The following is a 22,358-nucleotide window of genomic DNA, read 5'->3' on the forward strand; positions in this document are numbered from 1 at the left end:
ATACCCCCCCCCCCCCCCGCTCCCAAACCCCCCCCAAACCCCCCCCCCCGGCGGCCCGCGGGGGCCACCGCGGGGGCCCCCCCCCGGCCGAAGGGGTGCGTCTTGACGTCAGCCGTTGACGCAGGTGTTGCCGAACGCCGGGTTCAGCAGGGCGACGACGTCGACGGTGTTGCCGCAGACGTTGACCGGCACGTGCACCGGAACCTGGGCGGTGTTGCCCGACAGCACACCCGGGGAGTTGGCGGCGGCGCCGGACGCGCCGCTGTCGGCGGCGGCAATGCCCGCGCCACCGGCGATGGCAGCGGCGGCGGCAGCGGTGGAAAGGACCAGGCCCTTCGCGATACGCGACATGGAGAAATGCTCCTTGGGAGTCGAGACAACTTCGGGCGGGGATGCCCGGCGCAGTGTCAACGCCTCGCTCCGCCAAGGGTTGTGCCGCCAGTGGAGTGATCTCGCGAGGGGGCCGGCTTCACAATTCCGACATAGTTGCCCTGTTTATCCGTATTAGCACGTATGCCAGCTAGAGTTGCGGGCCTTGCGAAGCACCGCTGCAGCCAGCACATCGCATGGGGTGACCAGCTGACCTTCCGGCTCGTTTCCATCCGGGACGCGGCGTGGACCGGCGCACTCCTCGTCGCCCTCGACGCGCGGCAGTACGACGCGTACCCACCCGCAGTCCCGAGCGCCCCCGTCAGCGAGGAAGCCGCCGTATGCACCACTCAGCACCCGACCCTCGGCCGCCGGTCCTCCACCTCGCGCAGCCCGTCGACGGCGGGGTGGCCCGCGTGGTCCTGGACCTGACCCGGGCCCAGCTCGCGGCCGGCCTCGACGTCGTCGTGGCCTGCCCCGGTGGCGAACTGGCCGCCGGCGCAAGGGCGCTGGGCGCACGGGTACGGCACTGGCGGGCGAGCCGCGCACCGGGACCGTCGCTCCGGCGGGAGGTACGGGACCTCGCGCACCTGGTCGAAGAGGTACGGCCCGCACTGGTGCACGCGCACAGCGCCAAGGCCGGACTGGCCGGACGGCTCGCGGTGCGCGGGCGGATCCCGACCGTGTTCCAGCCGCACGCCTGGTCGTTCGAGGCGGTCGGCGGGTTCACCGCGCGACTGGCGCTGAGGTGGGAGCGATGGGGCGCGCGATGGGCGCACCGGGTGGTGTGCGTGAGCGACGCGGAGCGCGCGACCGGCCTGCGCGCCGGGATCCGCGCGGACTTCGCCGTCATCTCCAACGGCATCGACCCCGACCGCTTCCGCCCCGCGGCCACGGCCGCCGTACGCAGCGCTCCGGGCCTCGAACTCGCCCCGGCGGCACCGCTGGTGGTCTGCGTGGGACGGCTGTGCCGGCAGAAGGGCCAGGACGTCCTGCTCGCGGCCTGGGACGCCGTCCTGCGGGACCTGCCCAACGCCCGGCTCGTCCTCGTCGGCGACGGACCCGACCGCGAGGAACTGCGGGCCCGCGCCCCCCGGTCCGTGCTGTTCGCCGGCGCCGTGGCCGACCCCGCCCCCTGGTACCGGGCCGCCGATCTGGTCGTCCTGCCCTCGCGCTGGGAGGGCATGGCGCTGGCCCCGCTGGAGGCCATGGCCTGCGGGCGGCCCGTGGTGGTCACGGACGTCGACGGCGCCCGCGAGAGCCTGCCCCCCGCGCTCACCCGGCACTGCCTGGTCCCGCCGGAGTGTCCGGCGGCGCTGGCCGAGGCCGTCGCCGCGCTGCTGCCCGACGCCTCGCTGCGCGCATGGCTCGGTGACCGGGGGCGCCGGCACGTCCTGTCCACGCACGACGTGCGGCACACGGCCGAGGCGGTCGCGGACCTGTACCGCGAACTCCTCGGCGCCGCCGCCGTGTCCCCCGAGTGCAGGGAGTCCATCCACTCGTGACTGCGGAAAGCACCGTCCCCTCCCCCGGCGCGCTGCCGCGGGACCGCGGATTCCCGGCCGTCTCGGTCGTGTCGCAGCGCCTCGGCGGCGGCTTCCGGCTGCCCGCCCGGCGGCCGCCCGCACGGCCCGTGTCGGGGGTGCCGCTGCTCGCCGCGGATCTGACCGCCGCCCTGTGCGGCGCCGCGGTCCTCACCGCCGACCGGCCGCGCCCCCTGCTGGTGGCCCTGCTGGTGACCGGGGCGATAGTGCTGCGCCCGCGGCCCGTGCGGTGCCTGCCGATGGTCCTGGACGAACTGCCCGCCGTCTGCGGCCGGATCGCCGTGGTCTGGCTGGGGCTCACCGCGCTCGTGGCGGCGTACGCCCCGCAGCGCGCGCTGTCGGCCCGCGGCCTGCTCCTGGGCTGTGCGCTGCACGCGGCGATGAGCGGCGCGGGCCGCGGCCTCGTGCACTGGCGGCGGCGCCTGGCGCTGTGCCGCGACCCGCGCGCCGCCCTGGTCGTCGGCCCGGCCGCGACCGCGCAGCGGGTGGCCGCCGCCGTCCTGCGCCACCCCGGCTCGGGCGTACGGCCCGTCGGTGTCGTCGCCGGGCACCGTGACGGCCTGGCCGGCGGCGAGGGCCTGCCCGTGCTGACCACCGGCGAGGAGGTCGAGCGGGCGCTCATCCAGAACGGGGTGCGGGCCGTGCTGACCGTCGGGCCCGCCGTACGCGCCGAACAGGGGTCGCTGCTGCGGGCGTTCGCCGAGTCGGGCTGTGTGATCTGGGAGGTGGACGCGGACTCCCCGGCGTACGGGACACGCGACCGGATCGCCGGATACCCCTGCCGGCGCCTGGAGTTGGGCGCCGGGCGGCGCGGCGGCGCGGGCAAGCGGGTGCTGGACGTGCTGGTGTCCGGGACGCTGCTGGTGCTGGTCAGCCCGCTGCTGCTGGTGTGTGCGGCGGTACTGCGGATCACCGACGGGCCCGGGGTGGTCTTCCGGCAGGAGCGCATCGGCAAGGACGGGCGCCCCTTCACACTGCTGAAGCTGCGCACGCACCGCCCGGCCGACGCGCACGAGGCGGCCACCCGGTGGAGCGTGGCCGACGAGCGCGAGATGGGCCGCTTCTGCCGCTTCCTGCGCCGGACCTCGCTCGACGAGCTGCTCCAGCTGTGGAACGTCCTGCGGGGCGACATGAGCCTGGTCGGGCCGCGCCCCGAACGACCGTACTTCGTCGCGCAGTTCGACCAGGCCCACCCCGGCTACGCGGCCCGCCACCGGATGCGGACCGGCATCACCGGCCTGGCCCAGGTCCACGGACTGCGTGGTGACACCTCCATCGAGGACCGTGCCCGCTTCGACAACGCCTACATCGACGACTGGTCGCTGTGGCAGGACGTCTGCATCCTGCTGCGCACGGCGGCCGCGCTGGTGCGTTCGGCGGGGAGCTGACCGATGACGCTCGCACTGTCGCTGCCGTCGCGCCGGGCCGTCCGACTCTCCCCCGTGCTGGCCGTGGTCGCGGTGATCGCCCTGCTCGCGCTGCCGCTCTCGGCCGGCGAGGAGGGCGGCGCGGGCCCGGCCGACGTGGCCTCCGCGCTGGTCGTGCTCTGCTGCGCCGTGCGTCTGGTACGAGACCGGCGGCGCCCCCTGTCCCGTACCGCCTTCGTCCTGCTCGGCCTGCCGGTCGTCGGTCTCGCGGTCGCCGCGGCCGGGGCGTCCTCGCCGGGCGCCGGGATCGCCGGCCTCGGCCGCTACCTCCAGGTCTTCGTCCTCGTCCCGGCCGCCGTGCTCCTGCTGATCCGCGGCAGGTCCGACTTCCGGCTGCTGGCCTGGTCGTTCGTCGCGCTGGCCGGATGGCAGGGGGCGATCGGCGTCCATCAGTACGTCACCGGGACCGGCGCCTCCTACCAGGGCCAGGACCTCCGGGCGGTCGGCACCTTCGGGGCGCAGGACGTGATGGGGATGGCGACGGTGGTGTCGTTCGGGGTGGTGTGCGCGGTGGGCCTGGCGCTCGGCCGGGTCTCCGTCCGGGACCGGGTGGTCGCCACCGTGTGCGCCCTCGCCCTGCTGCTCCCGCTCGCCCTGTCCTTCAGCCGGGGCGCCTGGCTCGCCACGGCGGCGACCTGCTCCGTCCAGCTGGTGCTGGCCGGACTGCGGCGGGCTCTGAAGGTGGGGGCGGCGGTGGCGGCCGCCGCCGTGATCCTGGTGGGCGGCTTCGGGGTCGGTACGGCGATGCTGCAGGAGCGGATCAACAGCATCACGCAGGTCGTCGACGCGCCGGACCAGTCGGTGGTCGACCGGTACACGATGTGGGCGGCCGCGACCGGCATGTGGCGCGAACACCCGCTGACCGGCGTCGGTCTGAAGGGCTTTCCGGAGTACCGCGACGGCCATGCCTCGCTGGCGCTCTCCTCCGGCAGCGACACCGCGGGCGCGGGCGAGGCCTACCGCAGGCAGCCGCTGCTCTCCCCGCACAACATGTACCTGCTGGTCCTGAGCGAGCAGGGCCTCATCGGCCTGCTCACCCTCGCGGGCAGCTGGTCGGCCCTGCTGGCATGCGCACTGCGCAACCTGCACAGCCTGAGGCGGCCGCGCGACACCACCGGCTCCGGCCCCGCCCCTGCCCCCTCCCTCGACTGCGCCCTGATCTCCTGCGGCCTACTGATCTGGCAGCTGATCGACTTCGGCTACGCCGACATCGGCGGCCCGTCGACGGTACTGACCGCCGTGGGCTTCGGGCTGGCCGGGTGGTGGGCGCTGGCCGGGGACGGCGCCGAGGGACGTACCGGAACGGGACGCGGAGGCACCGGAACCGCACGGGACGACGCCGGGAACGGACTGGGCGGCGGCGGGACGGGACTCGGTGGCGGCGGGCGCGGACTCGGCCGTGGCGGCCGGGGTTTCGGGGACGACGGTGGTGTCCGGGAGGCCGCGGTCCGATGACGGTGTCCCCTTCGCACAGTTCACACGCTCCCGAACCGGAAACCGACGACGCGACGGGCGTGCCCTCGGCCCGGGGTGAGGCGGGTGCCGAGTCCGGGACGGGTGCCGAGTCCGGGACGGGTGCCGAGTCCGGGACGGAGGCCGACGAAGGTGCCGGGGCCGTCACCGCCCAAGTCGCCCCGTCCGCCCCGGTCTCGCGTGGGTTTCTGGCGCGGGCCACCCTCATCACCGCGTCCCTGTCGGTCGCCGGGGCGTTGCTCGGGCTGGTTCGGGATCAGTCGCTCGCCCGGTTGTTCGGGGCGGGGCGGGACACGGACGCCTTTCTGGTCGCCTGGACCGTGCCGGAGTTCGCGGCCACGCTGCTCATCGAGGAGGGACTGGCGTACGCGCTGATCCCGGCGTTCAGCCTGGCGCTGGCCCGCCGAGCCCGGGGCGCCCCCGGCAACCCCGTCCGCTCGCTGGTCGCCGGCACGCTCCCGAAGCTGTCGCTGGCCTTCGTCGCGGTGTCCGCGGTGCTCATCGGTGCCGCCCCGCAACTGGTCGCGATGCTGGCGCCGGGCCTGCCCGACCCCGCTCTCGCCGTCGACTGCACCCGGCTCACCGCGACCTGCGTGCTGAGCTTCGGGCTCGCCGGCTACTGCAGCGCGGCCCTGCGCGCACACCGCCGCTTCCTCGCGCCGGCGGCGATCTACGTCGCCTACAACACCGGCATCATCACGACGATGTTCGTCCTCGGCGGCCGCTGGGGGGTGCGCGCGGCGGCGCTCGGCGTCGCGATGGGCGGCCTCCTGATGATCGCCGTACAACTTCCGTTCCTGTGGCGGAGGTTGAGCCGTGCCGCGACACCCGCCCCGGCCGGTGACACGGCCGCCGGGGCACAGCCCGTGGGCGTGGCCCTGATCGCCACCGTGCTGCTGTTCGCCCTGTGCCGCCAGTCCCAGGTCCTGATCGAACGCTTCCTCGCCTCCCCTCTCCCGCCGGGCGCCATCTCCCACCTGAACTACGCCCAGAAGGTGGCCCAGATCCCGATGACGCTCTCGTTGATGCTGTCCACCGTCACCTTCCCGGTGGTGTCGCGGGCGCTCGCCGAGGGCGACACCGAGCGGGCCCGCACCCGGGTGGAGCGCGACCTGGCGCTGGCCTCGACCCTGGTGCTCGGCGGCGCCGCGGTCGTCGTGGCCTGTGCCCCGCAGATCGTCGAACTCCTCTTCCAGCGGGGCGCGTTCACGGCCCGGGACACGGCCGCGACCGCACAGGTGATGCGCGTGTACGCGCTCGGGCTGCTCGGCCAGACCCTCACCGGTGCCCTGGTCCGCTCCTACTTCTCGGCGGGCCGGGCCACCTGGTACCCGGTCGGCGCGATGGCCGCGGGCATCGCCGTGACCGCCTGGGCCGGCGCCCTGGCCGTGGGCCCCTGGGGCGTCACCGGGATCGCCGCCGCCAACGCCCTGGGCATCACCCTCACCGCCGCGCTGCTGCTGGCCGGCATACGCGACGCCGGACACGCCACCCCGCGCGGCGTCGCGATCCGTACCGGGACCGTGCTGCGCGAGCTGAGCCGCCCGTTGTGGGCCGCCGCCCTCGCCACGGCCGCCGGGGCGGTCGCCGCCGCGGCCCTCCCTACTCCCTCGGCCGGTCTCGCCGCCGGCGGCCTGACCACGGCCGCCGTTTTCGTCCTGCTCGGCCGGGTCCTGGGCGCCCTGGGCTTCGCCCCCGCGCTGCGTTCCCTGCGTTTCCTCCGTACCGTCACCCGAAGGGTCGCCGATGGCCTCTTCCGCTGATCACCCCCGCGTCGCCCGGCGCGCCGCCCCGCGCCCGGGCCCGGTCCCCTGGGTGGCGATGTACCACTCGGTGGGCGACTGCTCCTGCGACCCGTACCGGATCACGGTCACCCCCGACCGCCTCGACCAACAGCTGGCCTGGCTGCGCCGGCGCGGACTGCGGGGCGTCTCGGTGGCCGAGCTGCTCGCCGCCCGCGCCCGCGGTGAGGCGCGCGGCCTGGTGGGGCTGACCTTCGACGACGGGTACGCCGACTTCCTCGACCACGCCCTTCCGGTGCTGCGCCGCCGGAACTGCAACGCCACCCTGTTCGTCCTGCCGGGCAGACTCGGCGGGGACAACGCCTGGGACGTACTCGGCCCGCGCAAGCCGCTGCTGACCGCGGACGGCATCCGGCGGGCCGCCGCCGAGGGCGTGGAGATCGGCTCGCACGGCCTGACCCACGTCGACCTCACGCGCGCGGACGACCTCACGCTGAAGGCCGAGACCGTCGAGAGCCGGGCGGCCCTGGCGGAGCTGACCGGCACGCCGATCGAGGGCTTCTGCTATCCGTACGGCACGGTCGACCGGCGCGCCGTCGACGCCGTACGGGACGCCGGATACACCTACGCCTGCGCCATCGACCCGCGCCCCCTCAGCGGCCTCCACGCCCTCCCCCGGGTCCACATCGGGCAGAACGACACCGCCGTACGCCTCCTCCTCAAGTACCGGCTGCACCGGCTGCGCCGCCGTCCCGTCGAGGGGCTGCGGTGAAGGCCCTGCACATCATCACCGGCCTCGGCACCGGGGGCGCCGAGCAGCAACTGCGGCTGCTGGTCGGCCATCTGCCGGTGCAGAGCGACGTCGTCACGCTCACCAACCCGGGCCCGGTCGCCGAGGGGCTGGTCGCCGACGGCGTGCGGGTGGTCCACCTCGGCATGACCGGCAATCGCGACCTGGCCGCGCTGCCCCGCCTGGTCGGGGTGGTGCGCCAGGGCCGCTACGACCTCGTCCACACCCACCTGTACCGGGCCTGCCTGTACGGCCGGATCGCCGCCCGGCTCGCCGGGGTCCGCGCGGTCGTCGCCACCGAACACTCCCTGGGCGACTCGCAGATGGAGGGCCGGCGGCTGACGGCGGGCGTGCGCGCGCTGTACCTGGCCGGGGAGCGGCTGGGCCGGACGACCGTCGCCGTCTCCGCCACGGTCGCCGACCGCCTGGAGCGCTGGGGCGTGCCCGGCCGGCGCATCGAGATCGTGCCCAACGGCATCGACCTGGCCCGCTTCCGCTTCGACCCGGTGCGCCGCCTGCACACCCGCCGCCGGCTCGGCCTGCCCGACGAGGCGTACGTCGTCGGCGGTATCGGACGCCTCACCCCCGGCAAGCGCTTCGACGTGCTGATCCGGGCACTCGCCCGGCTCCCCGCCGACTGCCGGCTGCTGCTGGTCGGCGGCGGCCCCGAGGAGAGCGCCCTGCGCGCCGTCGCCCGCGAGGCGGGGGTCGCCGACCGGGTGCTGTTCACCGGCGAGCGGCCCTACGCCCCGGACGGCTCCCCCGGCCCCGACCTGCCGTCGCTCACCTCGGCCATGGACGTGCTCGCCTCCCCCTCCCCGGAGGAGGCCTTCGGACTCGCGGTCGTCGAGGCGCTGGCCGCCGGACTCCCGGTGCGCTACGCCTCCTGCCCGGCCGTCGAGGACCTGCCGCCCGCCGCCGCCCCGGACGCCCGCCGGGTCCGCGGCGGCCCCGACGAGTACGCCCGCGCGCTCGCCGCGACCCACACCGCCGGGCCCGGCCCCCGTACCGCCCCGGACGCCGCCCGCCACTACTGCGTCACCCGCAGCGCCGCCCGGCTCATGGACGTCTACACGGCGGCCGTCGCCGGCGGGATCCCTCCGACCCGATCCCCTCAGGGAGTCAGTTCCCCATGACCGAGAACACCAGCAGACAGCGCCGCGCCGCCCGCTTCCCGCGTGCGGTCCCGCCCTGGTCACTGCTCGCGGCCGGTGCCGTCCTCGGCGGCGTGCTCGGCGGCGCGTACGGGATGCTCAGGACGCCGACGTACACGGCCACCAGCTACCTCGTCGTCGTACCGACCGAAAGGTCCGACCCCGCCGACGCGCTGGGCTTCGCGCAGGCCTACGGGCGAGTCGCCACGCAGCTCGCCGTGCTCGGGGACGCGCAGCGGTGGGCCGGGGTGCCGGTGAGCACCCTCCAGAGCAGCGTGCGGACGCAGACCTCGCCGGACGCGCCGATGGTCTCGGTCTCGGCGACCTCCGCCCGCCCGGAGAGGGCCCGGGACATGGCCAACGCCGTCGCCCGCTCCCTGACCCGGCACGCCGACGCCACCAAGAGCGGCACGCACGTAGAAATCCTGCAGTTCTCCCGCGCCGTCGAGCCCACCACGCCGACCTCGGCCTCCCCGGAGGTGACCGGCCTGGTGGGCGCGAGCGCGGGCGGGCTGCTGGGCGGCCTGGTGCTCCTGGTACGGCCCCGGCGCGCCCCCGAGGAGGAGGAGATTCCCCGCGCGGTGACCGTGCCCGCCCCGGCCGTCGCCGCCGACGCGCACCGACACCTGTGACGACGACGCACGCACCCGCCGCGACCCGCACCATCGAGCTGGTCACCGACGACCGCGCCTTCGCCGCGCTGGCCCCGGCCTGGGACCGGCTGTACCGGCGGTGCGCGGCGGCGACCCCGTTCCAGAGCCACGCCTGGCTGTACTCGTGGTGGCTGTCGTACGGCAGACCGGGACGGCTCCGGCTGGTGCTGGTGCGGTCCGGCGGTGAACTGGTGGCCGCCGCGCCGCTGATGCTCGTGCGCCGCCCCCTGCCCACGCTGGTGCCGCTCGGCGGGGCGATCTCCGACTACGCGGACGTGCTGCTCGACGACACGGCCGGCTGGCAGGCCGTGGCCGCGCTCACCGAGGGGCTGTCGGCGGCCGCCCGCACCGCGCTGATCGACTTCCGCGAGGTACGGCCGGGCGGCGCGGTGGAGCGGGTCTTCGACCGCTGGAACGGGCCGCGCCGCCGGGTGCGGGACTCGGTGTGCCTGGAGCTGCCCGCCGTCCCCATGGACGAGCTGGTCTCCCGGCTGCCCCCGGGCAAGGCCCAGCGGGTGCGGGCCAAGCTGCGCAAGCTGCGGGCGCTGGGCGTGCAGCGGCACGTCGTGCGCCCGGACGGGGTGGACGCGGCGCTGCGCCGGTTGCTGGAGCTGCACCGGTTGCAGTGGCAGGGGCGGAAGGTGACGTCCGAGCACCTGCACCACCGGTTTCGCGAGCATCTGGTGCGGTCGGTGGGGCCGATGGTGCGGTCCGGGGACGCGGTGGTCACCGAGTTCCGGCTCGACGACGAGGTGGTGGCCGTCGATCTGACGCTGCTGTCGCGGCGCCTGGCGGGCGGCTATCTGTACGGCGCCGACCCGCGCCTGCGGGAACGCAAGGCGGACGTCGCGGTAATGCTGCTGGACGCCTGCGCCGAACACATCGGCACGGGCGGGCACGGCACACTGAGCCTGTTGCGCGGCAACGAGCCGTACAAGCAGCACTGGCGCCCCGAACCGGTCGCCAACCAGCGGCTGTTGCTGGCCCGGCGGCGCACCGCCCCGCTGCTGTCGGCGGCGCTGTGCGACGCCGCCGCGCGGCAGCGGGGCAAGACGGTCCTGCGCCACTGGAAGGAGCGCGTGGGGGGCGGCGGCCCCTGACCCGGACCGCGGTCCCTGGCTCGGGCGCCGCCGCCTGGCAGCACTACCCGTTGCGGGACCATCGGTTGACGGGGAAGCACAGCTTCCCGCCGAGCCAGTCCTCCAGCCAGTCCCCGAGGTCCGCCGGCGAGCACTCGGCCGGGGACTGCGGGGTCGGCTCGTCGGTGCGGCTGCCGGACAGGACGGACCGGTAGACCTCGGACGACTCGGGGTTGGCCCGGCACTGCCACACACCGTGCGGGCAGTAGTCGGTCACCGTGTTGTACAGCGGCCTGTGCTCGTCCATCCAGGCGAGCATGCGCCGTACGTACTCGGCGTTGTCGCCGTTGCGGAAGAGCCCCCATTCCGGATACGAGATGGGCTTGCCGTGGGCCTTCGCGAAGTCCACCTGATGCTGCAGGCCGTAGGGCTCACTGACCTGCTCGTCGAACGACAGCCCGGTCGGCTGGTCGTAGGAGTCCATGCCGATGATGTCGACCGTGTCGTCCCCGGGGTAGCACTCCGTCCAGGGAACGGCGTCCCGGCCACGGCTCGGCGCGAAGTCGAACCGGAACTTCTGCCCGGGCACCGACCGCATGGCGGTGACGATCCTGTTCCAGTACGCCTTCCAGGCCTCCGGGTCCGGCCCGCAGCGGTGGGTGTAGGTGATGCCGTTCATCTCCCAGCCGAGCACGACGATCGTGTCCGGCACCCGCAGCTCCACCAACCGTTCGGCCAGGGTCCGGAAGTGCTGGTCGAACTGCCCGTCGGCGCCCTGTCGCAGCAGTCGGCGGACCTCGTCGTCGGAGACGTCGTCCTCGTTGCGCTCCATCATCGGCACGTTGAGGACGAGCATCCGGTCGTCCTTCTCGCGCCGCCACTGCGCCCAGGGGTCCAGGAAGCCGGGCTCACCCTCGATGTCGCTCCAGTGGTTGCCCGGCAGATACGTGTGGGCGACCCGCAGCTCGGTCCCGCCCAGCCACTGGCTCATCTCGGCCATTCGGGAGAGGCCCAGGGGGCCGGAGTCGAGGAAGGCACCGAAGGCGGGGTGCGTCCCCGGGGCGGTCGTGGGGGCCGGGGTCCCGATCGGGGCCGAAGCCGGAGCCGGGGGGTCGGCGACCCGCACCACCCCCGCACCGGCGGCGAATACGGGCCCGGACGCCAGGGCCACCGCCGCCGCGACCGCCGCGACGACCGCTGCCGTCCGACCGGACCGGGGCCCTCGCTGCTGTGGAGCCATGCCCGCTCCTCTCTCCACTCGGCTCGGCGTGCCGCCCAGCCCGGTCCGTGACTGACACTCAGTCACTACTCAGCCGTATTCATACGATTTCCGCCAATGCGGATACGGCTTTCGTGTGTTTCGAGCGCCTGCACGGGTGACCGGCCTGGAAGAGAGAGATCCGGAAGAGAGAGGAGGCATCGGGGCGCGGGTGCCGGGCGACGGCGGCGTCCGGCACCCGACGCGCTACCGACGGGACGTGGCCCGGCCTCGCCGGTACAGGATCGTCCCGCCCACGATCAGCGCCGCGCTGACGGCCGAGGTCGCCGGCATGGCCTCACTGCCGGTGTGCGCCAGGGAGGGCGGCGAGCCGTGCTGGCCGTCGCCGGACGGGGTGTCGTCGCCGTAGCCGTAGACGGGCGGTTGGGTCGTGAACGGAGGCGCGGTGGGCGGTGAGCCGTGCTTATGCCACCCGCGGGCGTGGGCACGGCCGGAGGCGTGGAGGATGGCGCGGCGGGCAGGTCGACGTCGCCGGGGTGGTTCGCCCGGGGGGGCAGAGGCGCCGGGCAGCCCGGCTTTCGGCGGGATCTGCTGCGTACTCGACGCACTGGCACAGGAGTTGGCGAACGCCGGGTTCAGCGCGGACACCACGTCGACGTAGTTGCCGCAGGTGTTCACCGGCACGTCCACCGGGACCTCGACGTTGTTGCCGGACACGACGCCGGGCGAGCCACTGGCGCCTCCCTCCGCGTCCGCGTCGTCTTCCTGCTCGAAGAAGTGGGAAGGCCGGCCCCGGATCGAAGGATCAACGGTCCTAGGCCGGCCATGGCACAGCCGGAGCTGATGCCGGGGTGTCGTCAGTCGTTGGCGCAGGCGTTGCCCAGCGCGGGGTTCAGCAGGCCGACGACGTTCACCGTGTTGCCGCACACGTTGACGGGAACGTGGACGGGAATCTGGATGGTGTTGCCGGAGACAACACCCGGCGAACCCGTGGACAGCCCCTCGGCCCCGGAGTCCGCGAAGGCCGGGGCGGCCCCGCCCAGAGCGAGGACGGCGCCCGCGAGGACGGCAGCGCTCTTCTTCATGAACTTTCCCTTCTCTGCGGTCATGCCCCAATCGACGGTCGAAACCGAGCGAGCGCGGCTGGATCGGCTCGCACCATGACCCGCAGGCTGTAAAACGAGGGATAGACAAACGAAGAAACTACGGAACGCGCGCTGTCCGAGAATTCACTCGAACGCCTTCGGAGATTGACAGAAATGCACTAGAGGAAACGCTTCTTCTGGAAATGGAAAAATCCGCTCGGGCCGCCGTGTGTGAACTGCACGGCGGCCCGAGCGGATTGTGCCGGAGCGTGGCTCAGCCGGTGTTGCCCGAGAGGGCCGAGATGTCGTCCAGGATGTGCGAGAGCGGCTCGTCGCCCTTGGCCTGGGTCGAGTTCTCGGTGCACTGCTGGTTCTGCGGGGCCGACAGGACGGGGATGTCCTGGACGCCGACGTTGGCGATCACGGCGGCGACGCTCTGGACGTCCGCCTTGGCCGGGAGGCCGACACAGGGCTTGTTCAGCGAGCCCTGGACCAGCGAAAGCTGCGGGCTCATGTTGCCCTGGGTCACCGAGTTGCCGAACGACTCCGAGGCCCCGACACCGCTGGCGGAGGTGGTGCCGTTGTCGTCACCGATGGCAAGCGCCTGCGGCGCGATGGCCACCGACGCACCGACGACGGACGCGACGACCGCTGCCACGGCCATTGCCTTCTTGAGCATTTCACTGTCCTTTCCTGGCTCCCGGCCAATGCTGGCCAAAGAAGCACGTTCCTGCCACCGCATCAACCGGGTGTCCGAGGATTGGTTGCGCGGCGTCACCCGTTCGGATCGCGGGGGCCCATTCCCGCGTATGGGCCAATGGGGTGAATGCCAGCAACCAATGGCGGGCGGGGTCAGTTGAAACAGGACGCTCCGGTGGACGGGGTTTCTCCAGAAGGGAACAGCAAGTGATCAAGAAGGTTCTGGCTTCGGCCGCGGTCGCCGCTTCGTTCGCGGGCGTCGCTGCCGGCGCGTCTCCGGCGCTCGCCATCGGTGACGACAGCGGCACCACCTCCGCCAGCGGCGTCGGCGCGTCGCAGTCGTTCGGCAACTCCGCCACGTACGGCTCCATGAGCCCGCAGCTCGCCCTCATCCAGGGCTCGTTCAACAAGCCCTGCATCGGCCTGCCGGCGAAGGCGAACGTCCAGAGCCTGCTCGCCCTCGCCAACGTCGGCGTCCAGGACATCCCGATCCTGTCGGCTCCGCAGAACCAGCAGTGTGTCGAGAACTCGACCCAGGCCAAGGGCGACGAGCCGCTGTCGCACATCCTGGACGACATCTCGGCCCTGTCGGGCAACAGCTGACCGGACGTCAGCCGGGCCCGCCCACGGGCCCCGACCAGCGGGCCGCCGAGTTCTCGGCGGCCCGTTGTCGCGTTCCGGCCCGCTCGGGCGCGACGGTCGGCGCCGGCCGCACCCCCCTCCAGGGGCGCTTGTCCCTTGATCGGACTGCGCTGGTCCGAACGGGGCAAAGGCCGCATCCTCCGGCCCGCTCGGACCGTTGACGATCATGTATCTCCCTCCCCGGAGTTCCGCTTTTCGAAGGGAAAGAACATGAAGAAGCTGTGGGCCTCTGCGGCCATCGCGGCGACGGTCGCCGGCCTCGCGGCCACGGCCGCTCCCCAGGCGCTCGCGATCGGTGACGACAGCGGCACCACCTCCGCCAGCGGCGTCGACGCCAAGTCGGAGTTCGGCAACTCGGCCACGTCGGGTGACCTGAGCCCGCAGCTCTCGCTGGTCCAGGGCTCGCTGAACAAGCCCTGTGTCGGCCTCCCGGCCAAGGCGGACGTCCAGAGCGTCGCCGCCGTGATCGCCAACGTCGGCGTCCAGGACATCCCCGTCCTGTCGGCCCCGCAGAACCAGCAGTGCACCGAGAACTCGACCCAGGCCAAGGGCGACGAGCCGCTCTCGCACATCCTGGACGACATCTCGGCCCTCTCGGGCAACGGCGCCTGAGTCAGAGCTCACTCGCCACGGCGGGTCACCGGTCCTCCGGTGGCCCGCCGTTCGCGTGTCACTTGCGGTACAGCGCCTCGATCTCCCGCGCGTAGGCCGCCGTGACCGCGTGCCGCTTGACCTTCAGGGACGGCGTCAGCAGTCCGTTGTCCTCGGTGAACTCCCCCTCGACCAGGGTGAAGGCGCGGATCGACTCGGCGCGCGAGACGGCCTCGTTGGCGTAGTCGACGGCCCTTTGCACTTCGGCACGCAGCCGCGGGTCCCCCACGAGCTCGGACAGCGGGGTGTCGGTGGGCAGCTTGCGCACCGACAGCCAGTGGGCGACCGCCTCGGGGTCGAGGGTGACGAGGGCGGCGATGAAGGGGCGGTTGTCGCCGACGACGACGCACTGGCCGACCGGCGGGCGGCTGCGCAGCCGGTCCTCCAGGACGGCCGGGGAGACGTTCTTGCCGCCGGTGGTGACGAGGATGTCCTTCTTGCGGCCGGTGATGGTCAGATACCCGTCGTCGTCGAGGGAGCCGAGGTCGCCGGTGGCGAACCAGTCGTCCGTGAGGACCGCGTCCGTGGCCGCCGGGTTGTTCCAGTACGCGCCGAAGACCAGCCCGCCCTTGATCAGCACCTCGCCGTCGTCGGCGATGCGGACGGCCGCGCCGGGCACCGGCTGGCCGACCGTGCCGGGGCGGGGTTTCAGCGGAGGCACGATGGTGGCGGCGGCGGTGGTCTCGGTGAGGCCGTAGCCCTCGTAGACCATGATTCCGGCCGCGTAGAAGAACAGGTTGAGGTTGCGGTCGAGCGGGGAGCCGCCGCTGATGGCGTACCGCATGCGGCCGCCGAGTTCCGTGCGCACACGGCGGTAGACCAGCAGGTCGTACAGGGCCCAGGCGGCGTAGAGACCCGGCCCCGGGCCCTTGCCGGTGCCCAGGAACTTGTTCAGGTAGGCCTCGCCGAAGCGTACGGCGATCCGGTCGGCGCGGTCGAAGGAGGCGCCGCGGCCGATCTTCTCGGCGGTGGCGCGCCCGGTGTCGTGGATCCGCTCGAAGAGATAGGGCACCCCGACCAGGAAGGTCGGCCGGAACTCCTTGAGCGCCGGGCGCAGTTCGTCGGGTTTGACGCTGGGGAAGTGGCCGATCTCGATGCGTGCCATCAGGCAGGCGATCTGCAGGGTGCGGCCCATGATGTGGGCGAGCGGCAGGAAGAGCAGGGTCGAGGCGGTCTGGCCGGTGACCGCCTGGAAGACCGGGTGCAGCAGCTCGACCGTGTTGGCGGCCTCGGCGTGCAGGTTGGCGTGGGTGAGGACGCAGCCCTTGGGCCGCCCGGTGGTGCCGGAGGTGTAGCAGAGGGTGGCGACGGTGTCGGGGGTCAGGGCGGCCCGGCGCTTGCCGACCTCCTCGTCGGGAAGGTCCCGGCCGAGCGTGGTGAGGTCCTCGACGGCACCGGCGTCGAGGGTCCACACGCGCGGGGGTTCGGCGTGCCGGGCGGTGCCGGCGACGACGGTGGCGGTGTTGGCCTCGGTCTCGGTGACGACGTACCGGGCGCCGGAGTCGCGGACGATCCACTCCACCTGCTCGGCGGAGGACGTGGCGTAGATCGGGACGCTCTGGCCGCCGGCCGCCCAGATCGCGAAGTCCAGGACGGTCCACTCGTAGCGGGTACGGGACATGACGGCGACCCGGCCGCCCGGTTCCAGGCCCGCCGCGACGAGGCCCTTGGCGGTGTCCATGACGTCCCGGGCGAAGGCGGCGGCCGTGACCGGGCGCCAGCCGCCCTCCGTCCGGCGCCGCAGGACCACGGCGTCCGGTTCCTCGGCCGCGTTGATGAACGGCAGGTCGGCCGTCGACCCGGTGGTCCGGTCCGGTGCGAGGGCCGGGGTGCGGGCCTCGCGTACGACGCCGTGCTCGTCCCTGACGATCTCCACCCTGGTACGGGCCGCCAGGTCGGTGCGTTGCCCGGCCCGCTTCAGATCCTTGCGTACGCCCATCACGGCTCCCGGTCGCGACTGGTGCTGACGTGCTGCCGAACGTACTTACCGGATCGTCAACTTACTCGTGCGTAAGGGAGGGTCAAGGGATCCGACACCGCCGGTTCGCGTGTGCTACCCGCGGCCTCGGTCCGCCTCCTCGATCGCCCGGGCGAGTTCGCCCACGGCCTTGTCCTCGGTGCTGCGTGCCAAGTCGGTGGCGTGCCGGTGGAGTTCGCCCGGTCCGGGGGCGCCGGGCAGCGCGCTCCAGCGCTCGTCGCCCTGGCGCAGGGCGTCGGCGAAGTAGGCGGCGACCGCGGTGACCTGGAAGCGGGGGCTCGCGCTCCAGACGGAGTCGGCCAGGGAGCCGGTCTCCAGGGCGCCGGTCGCCTCGTGCGGGTCGCGGGTCTCGGGGTCGAGCCAGCGCACCGTGGCCGTGGCGAGGTGGCCGTCGGTGCCGGGCTTGGTGCGCACGGCGTACAGGGCGGTGACGGTGTGACCGGGGCCGACCTCGCCGCCGTCGACGTGGTCGTTGCGGAAGTCGTCGTCGGCGACCTGGCGGTCGTCGTAGCCGACGAGGCGGAAGTCGGCGACCGTGTGCGGGTCGAAGGCGACCTGGGCCTTGGCGTCGCGGGCGGTCAGCTCGATGTTCTGCGGGAGTTGGGTGCAGAAGACCTTGCGGGCGCTCTCGTCGTCGGACACGTACGCCGTGTGCCCGTCGCCCTTGTCGGCGAGGCGTTCCATCAGCGCGTCGCCGTAGTCGCTGCCGACGCCGACGCCGAAGAGGGTGATGCCGTGTTCGCGGCGGTCCGTGGCGATGCGCTCCAGGATCGAGTCCGGGTCGGTGTCCCCGTCGTTGGCGAGCGCGTCGGAGACCAGGACGACCCGGTTGGTCGCGCCCTTGCGCAGGCCCTCGACGGCGGTGGCGTAGCCGGTCTCGACGCCCGCGCCGAGGTTGGTGGAGGCCTGTGCCTCCAGGCCGCCGATCGCGTCGTGGATCTCCCCGCGGTGGCCGCCGAGCCGCGTCATCGGCAGGACCGTCTCGGCTTCCTCGCTGAAGGTGACGATCGCGACCGAGTCGTCGTCGCGCAGTTGGTCCGTCATCGTGTCGAGGCCCTGTTTGGCGAGGTCCAGGCGGCCGGGCTCGTCCATGGAGCCGGAGACGTCGATGACGAACGTGAGGGCGGCGGGCGGGCGTTCGCCGGTTCGCTGGGCGATGGGGGTCCCCCCTGTTCGAGCGGAGTCGAGAACTTGGGGGCGGGTGGCGAGGCCGACCCGGACCAGGGACCAGTTCGGCTCGCTGGTGCGGGCCCCGTCGACGGTGACGGAGAAGCCGTTGCCGTCCGGGCGGCGGTAGTCCTGGCGGAAGCTGTTGACGAACTCCTCGGGGCGGATCGTCGACGGGTCGGGCAGCCTGCCGTCGGCGAGCGTGCGGCGGGCGTAGCCGTAGGAGGCGGTGTCGACGTCGAGGGCGAAGGTGGAGAGGTGGTCGGTGACGGGCGCGTCGCTCTCGATGCCCTGCCCGAACCGGTTCTCCGCCGAGCCCTGCTTCTCGGCCGGGCCGGGGGCCGGATACCCCGTGTGGTTCGGCCCGTCGACGGAGCTCTTCTCACTGCTGCCGCCCCCGCCGGCGCAGGCCGTGAGCAGCAGTCCGCCCGCCGCCGCGAGCGCGACCAGCGCACTCCGTGTCCGCCGTGCTCGGTACCACTCCATCGCAGCTGCCCCCTGTGGGTCGACGTCGACTTCTGTGACTGTGACGTCGCGAGGGGCCGGATCGTGCGGCACGGGGCGTTGCGGATGCGTCTCGAAGCGGCCACGGACAGGGCCCGTCGAGACCGGTGGGTGATCCTCCGGTGACCTAGGAGACGATGTCCTTGCGGGCGAAACCCCGGAAGGCCAGGGCGAACAGCACGAGTGCGTACGTTATGGAGAGCGCGGTGCCCTGGATCATCCCGGACCACTCGGGGTGCGCCTGGACGGCGTCGGCCCAGGCGAACTGCCAGTGCGCGGGCAGGAAGTCGCGCCAGTGGCCGAGGGCGGTGACGGCGTCCAGGACGTTGCCGACGATGGTCAGGCCGACCGCGCCGCCGACCGCGCCGAGCGGGGCGTCGGTCTTCGTGGACAGCCAGAACGCCAGCCCGGCGGTGACCAGTTGCGACACGAAGACGTACGCCACGACCGCCACGAGGCGCTGCGCGGCGGTGCCCGGGTCGAGCGCGCCGCCGGTGGGGATCTCCAGCGGGCCCCAGCCGTAGGCGGCGGTGCCGACGGCGAGCGCGACCAGCGGCAGCAGCACCATGGCGGCGAGGCTGAGCCCGAGTCCCACGACGAGCTTGGACCACAGCAGCCGGGCCCGGGGCACGGGCGCGGCGAGCAGATAGCGCAAGGATGACCAGGACGCCTCCGAGGCCACCGTGTCCCCGCAGAAGAGGGCGACCGGGATGACGAGCAGGAAGCCCGCGGAGACGAACAGGTTCACCGCGGCGAAGTTGGCGCCGGACGCGGTGGCCGTGTCCAGCAGCGTCACCTGGTTGTTGCGGGCGCCCGGCTCGCCGCCGATGGCGAAGGCGACGAGCAGCACGAACGGCAGGGCGGCGAGGATCCCGCCCATGATGAGGGTGCGGCGCCGCTTCAGCTGCCGGACCAGCTCCACCCGCAGCGGCAGTGTGCGCCCGGCCCGGTAGCCGGAGGCCACCTCGACCGGCTCGGCGAGCGTGCTCATGACGTACCTCCGATGAGGGTGAGGAAGGCGTCTTCGAGGCGGCGGTGCGGGCCCACCGACTCGACGGGCACGTCGAGCCGGACGAGCTCGGCCACCAGACGCGATGCGCTGCCGCCGGGTTCGAGCCGGACGAGCAGCCCGTCCTCGGTACGGACGGCCGAGGCGACCCCCGGCAGCGCGCCCACCTTCTCGACGACCGGCTCCTCCGGCGCAACGGCGGTGCCGACCAGCAGCGTGTCTCCGGAGCCGACTATCTCCCCCACCGGGCCGGCCTGGATCAGCCGGCCCCGGTCCATCACGACCAGGTGCGTGCAGGACTGTTCGACCTCCGCGAGCAGGTGGCTGGAGACGATCACCGTCCGGCCGGCGGCCGCGTAGCGGATCATCACCTCGCGCATCTCGCGGATCTGGGGCGGGTCGAGGCCGTTGGTGGGCTCGTCGAGGATGAGGAGGTCGGGCAGGCCGAGCATGGCCTGGGCGATGGCCAGGCGCTGGCGCATGCCCTGGGAGTAGGTGCGCACCGCGCGGGCGAGCGCGTCGCCGAGGCCGGCGATCTCCAACGCCTCGTCGAGACGCGCGTCCTCGGCCGGGCGGCCGGTCGCCCGCCAGTAGAGCTCCAGGTTCTCGCGGCCGGACAGGTGCGGCAGGAAACCGGCGCCCTCCACGAAGGCGCCGACCCGGGACAGCACCGGCGCGCCGGGCCGGATCGCGTGGCCGAAGACGCGGATCTCGCCGCCGTCCGGCTTGATCAGGCCCATCAGCATGCGCAGGGTCGTCGTCTTGCCCGCGCCGTTGGGCCCGAGCAGGCCCAGCACCTGGCCCTTCTCCACGCGGAAGGACAGCTCGCGCACCGCGTACCGGTCCGCCGACTTCGCGTACCGCTTGCTCAGGTCGGTGATCTGCAGGGGGACCTCGGCCAGTGCGGGGTCGGGCGCGGGGCCCGCCGTGCGGCGGCGGCCGGTCAGCAGCAGGGCGAGCGCAACCGCGGCGCCGGCCGCGGGCAGCCACCACACCCAGGACGGCAGCGCGGCGGCCGCGGTCGTCACGCCGGGGGCGGTGGGCACGCTCAGGTCTCCCTTCAGGGAGACGGTGTACGTCGCCGGGGCGGCCGGGGAGGCGTAGCCGAGGTCCGTGGAGGCGAGGACCAGGCGCAGCCGGTGGCCCTTCTGCATCTCGTGGTCGATCGCCGGGAGGGTGACCGTGACGTCCTTGCCGGACTTGGCGCCCTCGATGCGCAGGGGTGCGACGAGCTGGGAGGGCAGCACCTGTCGGGTGCCGCCGGGCCCGACGTCGTACACCTTCCCGAAGAGCACGGCGTCGTCGCTGGTCGAGGTCACGTGGACGGTGGCCGTCGGCGATCCGGTGACCCTGAGGTCGGCGCGCAGCGGGGCCGAGTCGAACCGGGCGTACTGGCCGGGGAAGTCGAGGGAGACCCCGATGCCGAGCGCGGACAGCTGAGCGAGGCCGCCGGTGCCGCCGAGGCCGGGCAGGGCGGAGACGCCGGGCGGGCTGGCGCCGGCCGGGTTGGCGACGCGCTGCTCGCCGCCGGTCAGCGCGACGGCCCGCCTCCGGCTCGACAGGCCGGGGTAGGTGTCGGCGCTCGCGCCCCGCAGCTGGGCGGCGCCGTCGGTGGAGTCGATGCCGCCGGTGCGGGTGATCCGGAAGGCCGGGCCGGTGCCGGTGCTCCTGTCGCCCTTCAGATACCGGTCGAACCAGTGCGTCACGCGCGTCTGGACGCGCCCGGCTTCCAGGTCGCCGCCGTCGTGCCCACCGGCGAGCCAGTCGACGTCCACCGGGGCGCCGCCCGCGCGGATCGCCCGCGCGGCGGCGTCGGACTGGGCGAGGGTGAACAGGGAGTCGGTCTGACCCTGGATCAGCAGGGTGGGCACCTTGATGCGGTCGGCGACGGCGGACGGCGAGCGCTGCTCCAGCAGGGTGCGGGCGGCCGCGTCCGGGGTGCCCGACTCGGCGACGCGGTCGTACATCCGGCACAGCGCGGTCTCGAACTTGTCGCAGCCGCCGCCGGTGTTGAAGAAGATCCCGGCCCAGAGCTTCTTGAAGACGCCGTCGGGGAACAGGGCGTCCGCGAGGTTCCAGTACGTGATGGCCGGGGCGATGGCGTCCACCCGGTGGTCGTACCCGGCGGCGAGCAGCGAGATCGCGCCGCCGTACGAGGCGCCGGCCACGCCGAGGCGGGGGTCGCCCGGCCTGTCGAGCCGCACCTGGGGCTGCCGGGCGAGCCAGTCGATGAGGCGGGAGACGTCGGCGACCTCGTACCGCGGGTCGTTCAGCCCGATCTTCCCCGTGGACCGGCCGAAGCCGCGGGCGGACCAGGTCAGTACCGCGTACCCGTCCCGGGCGAGGTCCTCGGCCTGTTCCCGTACGTCCTTCTTGCTGCCGCCGAAGCCGTGCGCCAGCAGGACGGCGGGGCGGCGGCCGGCGGCGGTCGAGGTGAAGTACGAGGTGTCGATGCGCACCCCGTCGGGCATCGTCATGACCCGGTCGGCCCGGCGTACCCCGGGGGCGTCGTCGGAGGCGACGGCCGTCCAGGTACCGGCTCCGGCGAGCACGACGACGGCGGCCGCGGCGGCCAGCAGCCTCCGCGGCGCACGCAGCAGCCCCCGGAATCCGGGCACTCGAAGATCCATGCCTCAACGGTACGGGCCGCCACCGACATCGGCTCCAGCCGCCGGGCTGAACCCCCGCCCCTCCCCGAGGAGTAGAGGCCCGCTCCCGCATACCGCGAACGTGGTACGAAGGCACATGACAAGCTTCGCGATTCGCCCTGCCGGTTCCGTCGCCGAAGTCGCCGCCGCCGAGCACCTGTTCGACCAGCCGGTCCGCACCGAGTGGGCCGCGCGCTTCCTGACGGCGGGCGGTCACCATCTCTTCCTGGCCTACCCGGACGGCGAGCAGGCCCCCGTCGGTTTCGTCAGCGGCGTCGAGACCGTCCACCCCGACAAGGGCACCGAGATGCTCCTGTACGAGCTCGCGGTGGCGGAGCCGTACCGGCGCCGGGGCATCGGGCGAGCGCTGGTCGGGCGGCTCGCGGCGCTGGGCCGGGAGCTGGGGTGCTACGGGATGTGGGTCCTGATCGACGCCGGGAACGACGCCGCCCTTGCCACCTACCGCAGTGCGGGTGGCAAGGACGACGGGACGTGCTCGGTGGTGACGTGGGACTTCGTCTGAGG

20 protein-coding genes are annotated in these 22,358 nt (G+C 73.6%); 11 read left to right on the top strand and 9 right to left on the bottom strand.

Features of this window, described 5'->3' with window-relative positions; all coding sequences use genetic code 11:
- Window positions 1-108 precede the first annotated feature (108 nt).
- The gene (locus ACWGKT_RS02145) at window positions 109-351 is read right to left on the bottom strand and encodes a chaplin (protein WP_235459542.1); all 243 of its coding nucleotides are present in this window, start codon (window positions 349-351) and stop codon (window positions 109-111) included.
- Window positions 352-710: 359 nt separating this feature from the next.
- Between ACWGKT_RS02145 and ACWGKT_RS02150 the strand changes: the two genes are divergently transcribed.
- The 8 genes from ACWGKT_RS02150 to ACWGKT_RS02185 are packed head-to-tail and all read left to right on the top strand — an operon-like array spanning window position 711 to window position 10,252.
- The gene (locus ACWGKT_RS02150; RefSeq protein WP_453272109.1) at window positions 711-1,874 is read left to right on the top strand and encodes a glycosyltransferase; all 1,164 of its coding nucleotides are present in this window, start codon (window positions 711-713) and stop codon (window positions 1,872-1,874) included.
- Window positions 1,871-3,301 carry an exopolysaccharide biosynthesis polyprenyl glycosylphosphotransferase gene (locus tag ACWGKT_RS02155; protein WP_453272110.1) on the top strand — a complete coding sequence of 477 codons (1,431 nt, stop codon included), beginning with the start codon at window positions 1,871-1,873 and terminating at the stop codon, window positions 3,299-3,301. The genes ACWGKT_RS02150 and ACWGKT_RS02155 overlap by 4 nt, the downstream gene beginning before the upstream one ends.
- A 3-nt stretch (window positions 3,302-3,304) precedes the next feature.
- Window positions 3,305-4,795, top strand: a complete 1,491-nt coding sequence (locus tag ACWGKT_RS02160) for an O-antigen ligase family protein (RefSeq protein ID WP_453272111.1) — start codon at window positions 3,305-3,307, stop codon at window positions 4,793-4,795.
- The gene (murJ, locus tag ACWGKT_RS02165) at window positions 4,792-6,576 is read left to right on the top strand and encodes a murein biosynthesis integral membrane protein MurJ (protein ID WP_453272112.1); all 1,785 of its coding nucleotides are present in this window, start codon (window positions 4,792-4,794) and stop codon (window positions 6,574-6,576) included. The genes ACWGKT_RS02160 and murJ overlap by 4 nt, the downstream gene beginning before the upstream one ends.
- Window positions 6,560-7,327, top strand: coding sequence for a polysaccharide deacetylase family protein (locus ACWGKT_RS02170; protein ID WP_453272113.1), 768 nt, complete (start codon window positions 6,560-6,562; stop codon window positions 7,325-7,327). The genes murJ and ACWGKT_RS02170 overlap by 17 nt, the downstream gene beginning before the upstream one ends.
- Complete coding sequence (locus ACWGKT_RS02175; protein WP_453272114.1) at window positions 7,324-8,481, top strand: glycosyltransferase; 1,158 nt, start codon at window positions 7,324-7,326, stop codon at window positions 8,479-8,481. The genes ACWGKT_RS02170 and ACWGKT_RS02175 overlap by 4 nt, the downstream gene beginning before the upstream one ends.
- Window positions 8,478-9,131, top strand: coding sequence for a lipopolysaccharide biosynthesis protein (locus ACWGKT_RS02180; protein WP_453272115.1), 654 nt, complete (start codon window positions 8,478-8,480; stop codon window positions 9,129-9,131). Before ACWGKT_RS02175 ends, ACWGKT_RS02180 begins: the two co-directional genes overlap by 4 nt.
- The gene (locus tag ACWGKT_RS02185) at window positions 9,128-10,252 is read left to right on the top strand and encodes a GNAT family N-acetyltransferase (protein ID WP_453272116.1); all 1,125 of its coding nucleotides are present in this window, start codon (window positions 9,128-9,130) and stop codon (window positions 10,250-10,252) included. The genes ACWGKT_RS02180 and ACWGKT_RS02185 overlap by 4 nt, the downstream gene beginning before the upstream one ends.
- Before the next feature lie 43 nt (window positions 10,253-10,295).
- Here the strand turns inward: ACWGKT_RS02185 and ACWGKT_RS02190 are convergent, their stop codons facing one another.
- The 4 genes from ACWGKT_RS02190 to ACWGKT_RS02205 all read right to left on the bottom strand — a co-directional run bounded on the left by ACWGKT_RS02190 (window position 10,296) and on the right by ACWGKT_RS02205 (window position 13,214).
- The gene (locus tag ACWGKT_RS02190; RefSeq protein ID WP_453272117.1) at window positions 10,296-11,471 is read right to left on the bottom strand and encodes a glycoside hydrolase family 26 protein; all 1,176 of its coding nucleotides are present in this window, start codon (window positions 11,469-11,471) and stop codon (window positions 10,296-10,298) included.
- 225 nt (window positions 11,472-11,696) lie between these two features.
- Window positions 11,697-12,377, bottom strand: a complete 681-nt coding sequence (locus ACWGKT_RS02195) for a chaplin (RefSeq protein ID WP_453272118.1) — start codon at window positions 12,375-12,377, stop codon at window positions 11,697-11,699.
- The gene (locus ACWGKT_RS02200; RefSeq protein WP_453272119.1) at window positions 12,308-12,559 is read right to left on the bottom strand and encodes a chaplin; all 252 of its coding nucleotides are present in this window, start codon (window positions 12,557-12,559) and stop codon (window positions 12,308-12,310) included. Before ACWGKT_RS02200 ends, ACWGKT_RS02195 begins: the two co-directional genes overlap by 70 nt.
- Window positions 12,560-12,809: 250 nt before the next feature.
- The gene (locus ACWGKT_RS02205; protein WP_453272120.1) at window positions 12,810-13,214 is read right to left on the bottom strand and encodes a rodlin; all 405 of its coding nucleotides are present in this window, start codon (window positions 13,212-13,214) and stop codon (window positions 12,810-12,812) included.
- A gap of 227 nt (window positions 13,215-13,441) precedes the next feature.
- Here ACWGKT_RS02205 and ACWGKT_RS02210 point away from each other — a divergent pair, with 227 nt between their 5' ends.
- Entirely contained in the window at window positions 13,442-13,837 is a 396-nt protein-coding gene (locus tag ACWGKT_RS02210) for a rodlin (RefSeq protein WP_235461013.1), read from the top strand.
- A gap of 249 nt (window positions 13,838-14,086) precedes the next feature.
- Entirely contained in the window at window positions 14,087-14,488 is a 402-nt protein-coding gene (locus tag ACWGKT_RS02215; RefSeq protein ID WP_356148500.1) for a rodlin, read from the top strand.
- A gap of 58 nt (window positions 14,489-14,546) precedes the next feature.
- Here ACWGKT_RS02215 and ACWGKT_RS02220 read toward each other — a convergent pair whose 3' ends face one another.
- The 4 genes from ACWGKT_RS02220 to ACWGKT_RS02235 all read right to left on the bottom strand — a co-directional run bounded on the left by ACWGKT_RS02220 (window position 14,547) and on the right by ACWGKT_RS02235 (window position 21,815).
- Entirely contained in the window at window positions 14,547-16,466 is a 1,920-nt protein-coding gene (locus ACWGKT_RS02220) for an AMP-dependent synthetase/ligase (RefSeq protein ID WP_453272121.1), read from the bottom strand.
- Window positions 16,467-16,580: 114 nt separating this feature from the next.
- Entirely contained in the window at window positions 16,581-18,158 is a 1,578-nt protein-coding gene (locus ACWGKT_RS02225) for a YfbK domain-containing protein (RefSeq protein WP_453272122.1), read from the bottom strand.
- A 145-nt stretch (window positions 18,159-18,303) separates the two neighbouring features.
- A complete protein-coding gene (locus ACWGKT_RS02230; protein ID WP_356148507.1) occupies window positions 18,304-19,167 on the bottom strand; it encodes an ABC transporter permease in 864 nt (287 codons plus the stop codon).
- Window positions 19,164-21,815: an alpha/beta fold hydrolase gene (locus ACWGKT_RS02235; RefSeq protein ID WP_453272123.1), complete on the bottom strand. Its 2,652-nt coding sequence runs from the start codon at window positions 21,813-21,815 to the stop codon at window positions 19,164-19,166. Before ACWGKT_RS02235 ends, ACWGKT_RS02230 begins: the two co-directional genes overlap by 4 nt.
- A gap of 115 nt (window positions 21,816-21,930) precedes the next feature.
- Here ACWGKT_RS02235 and ACWGKT_RS02240 point away from each other — a divergent pair, with 115 nt between their 5' ends.
- Window positions 21,931-22,356 (top strand): N-acetyltransferase family protein, encoded by a 426-nt coding sequence (locus ACWGKT_RS02240; protein ID WP_453272124.1) that lies wholly within the window; start codon window positions 21,931-21,933, stop codon window positions 22,354-22,356.
- The last annotated feature ends 2 nt before the right edge of the window (window positions 22,357-22,358 follow it).

The organism is Streptomyces sp. NPDC054794 (genome assembly GCF_053611585.1).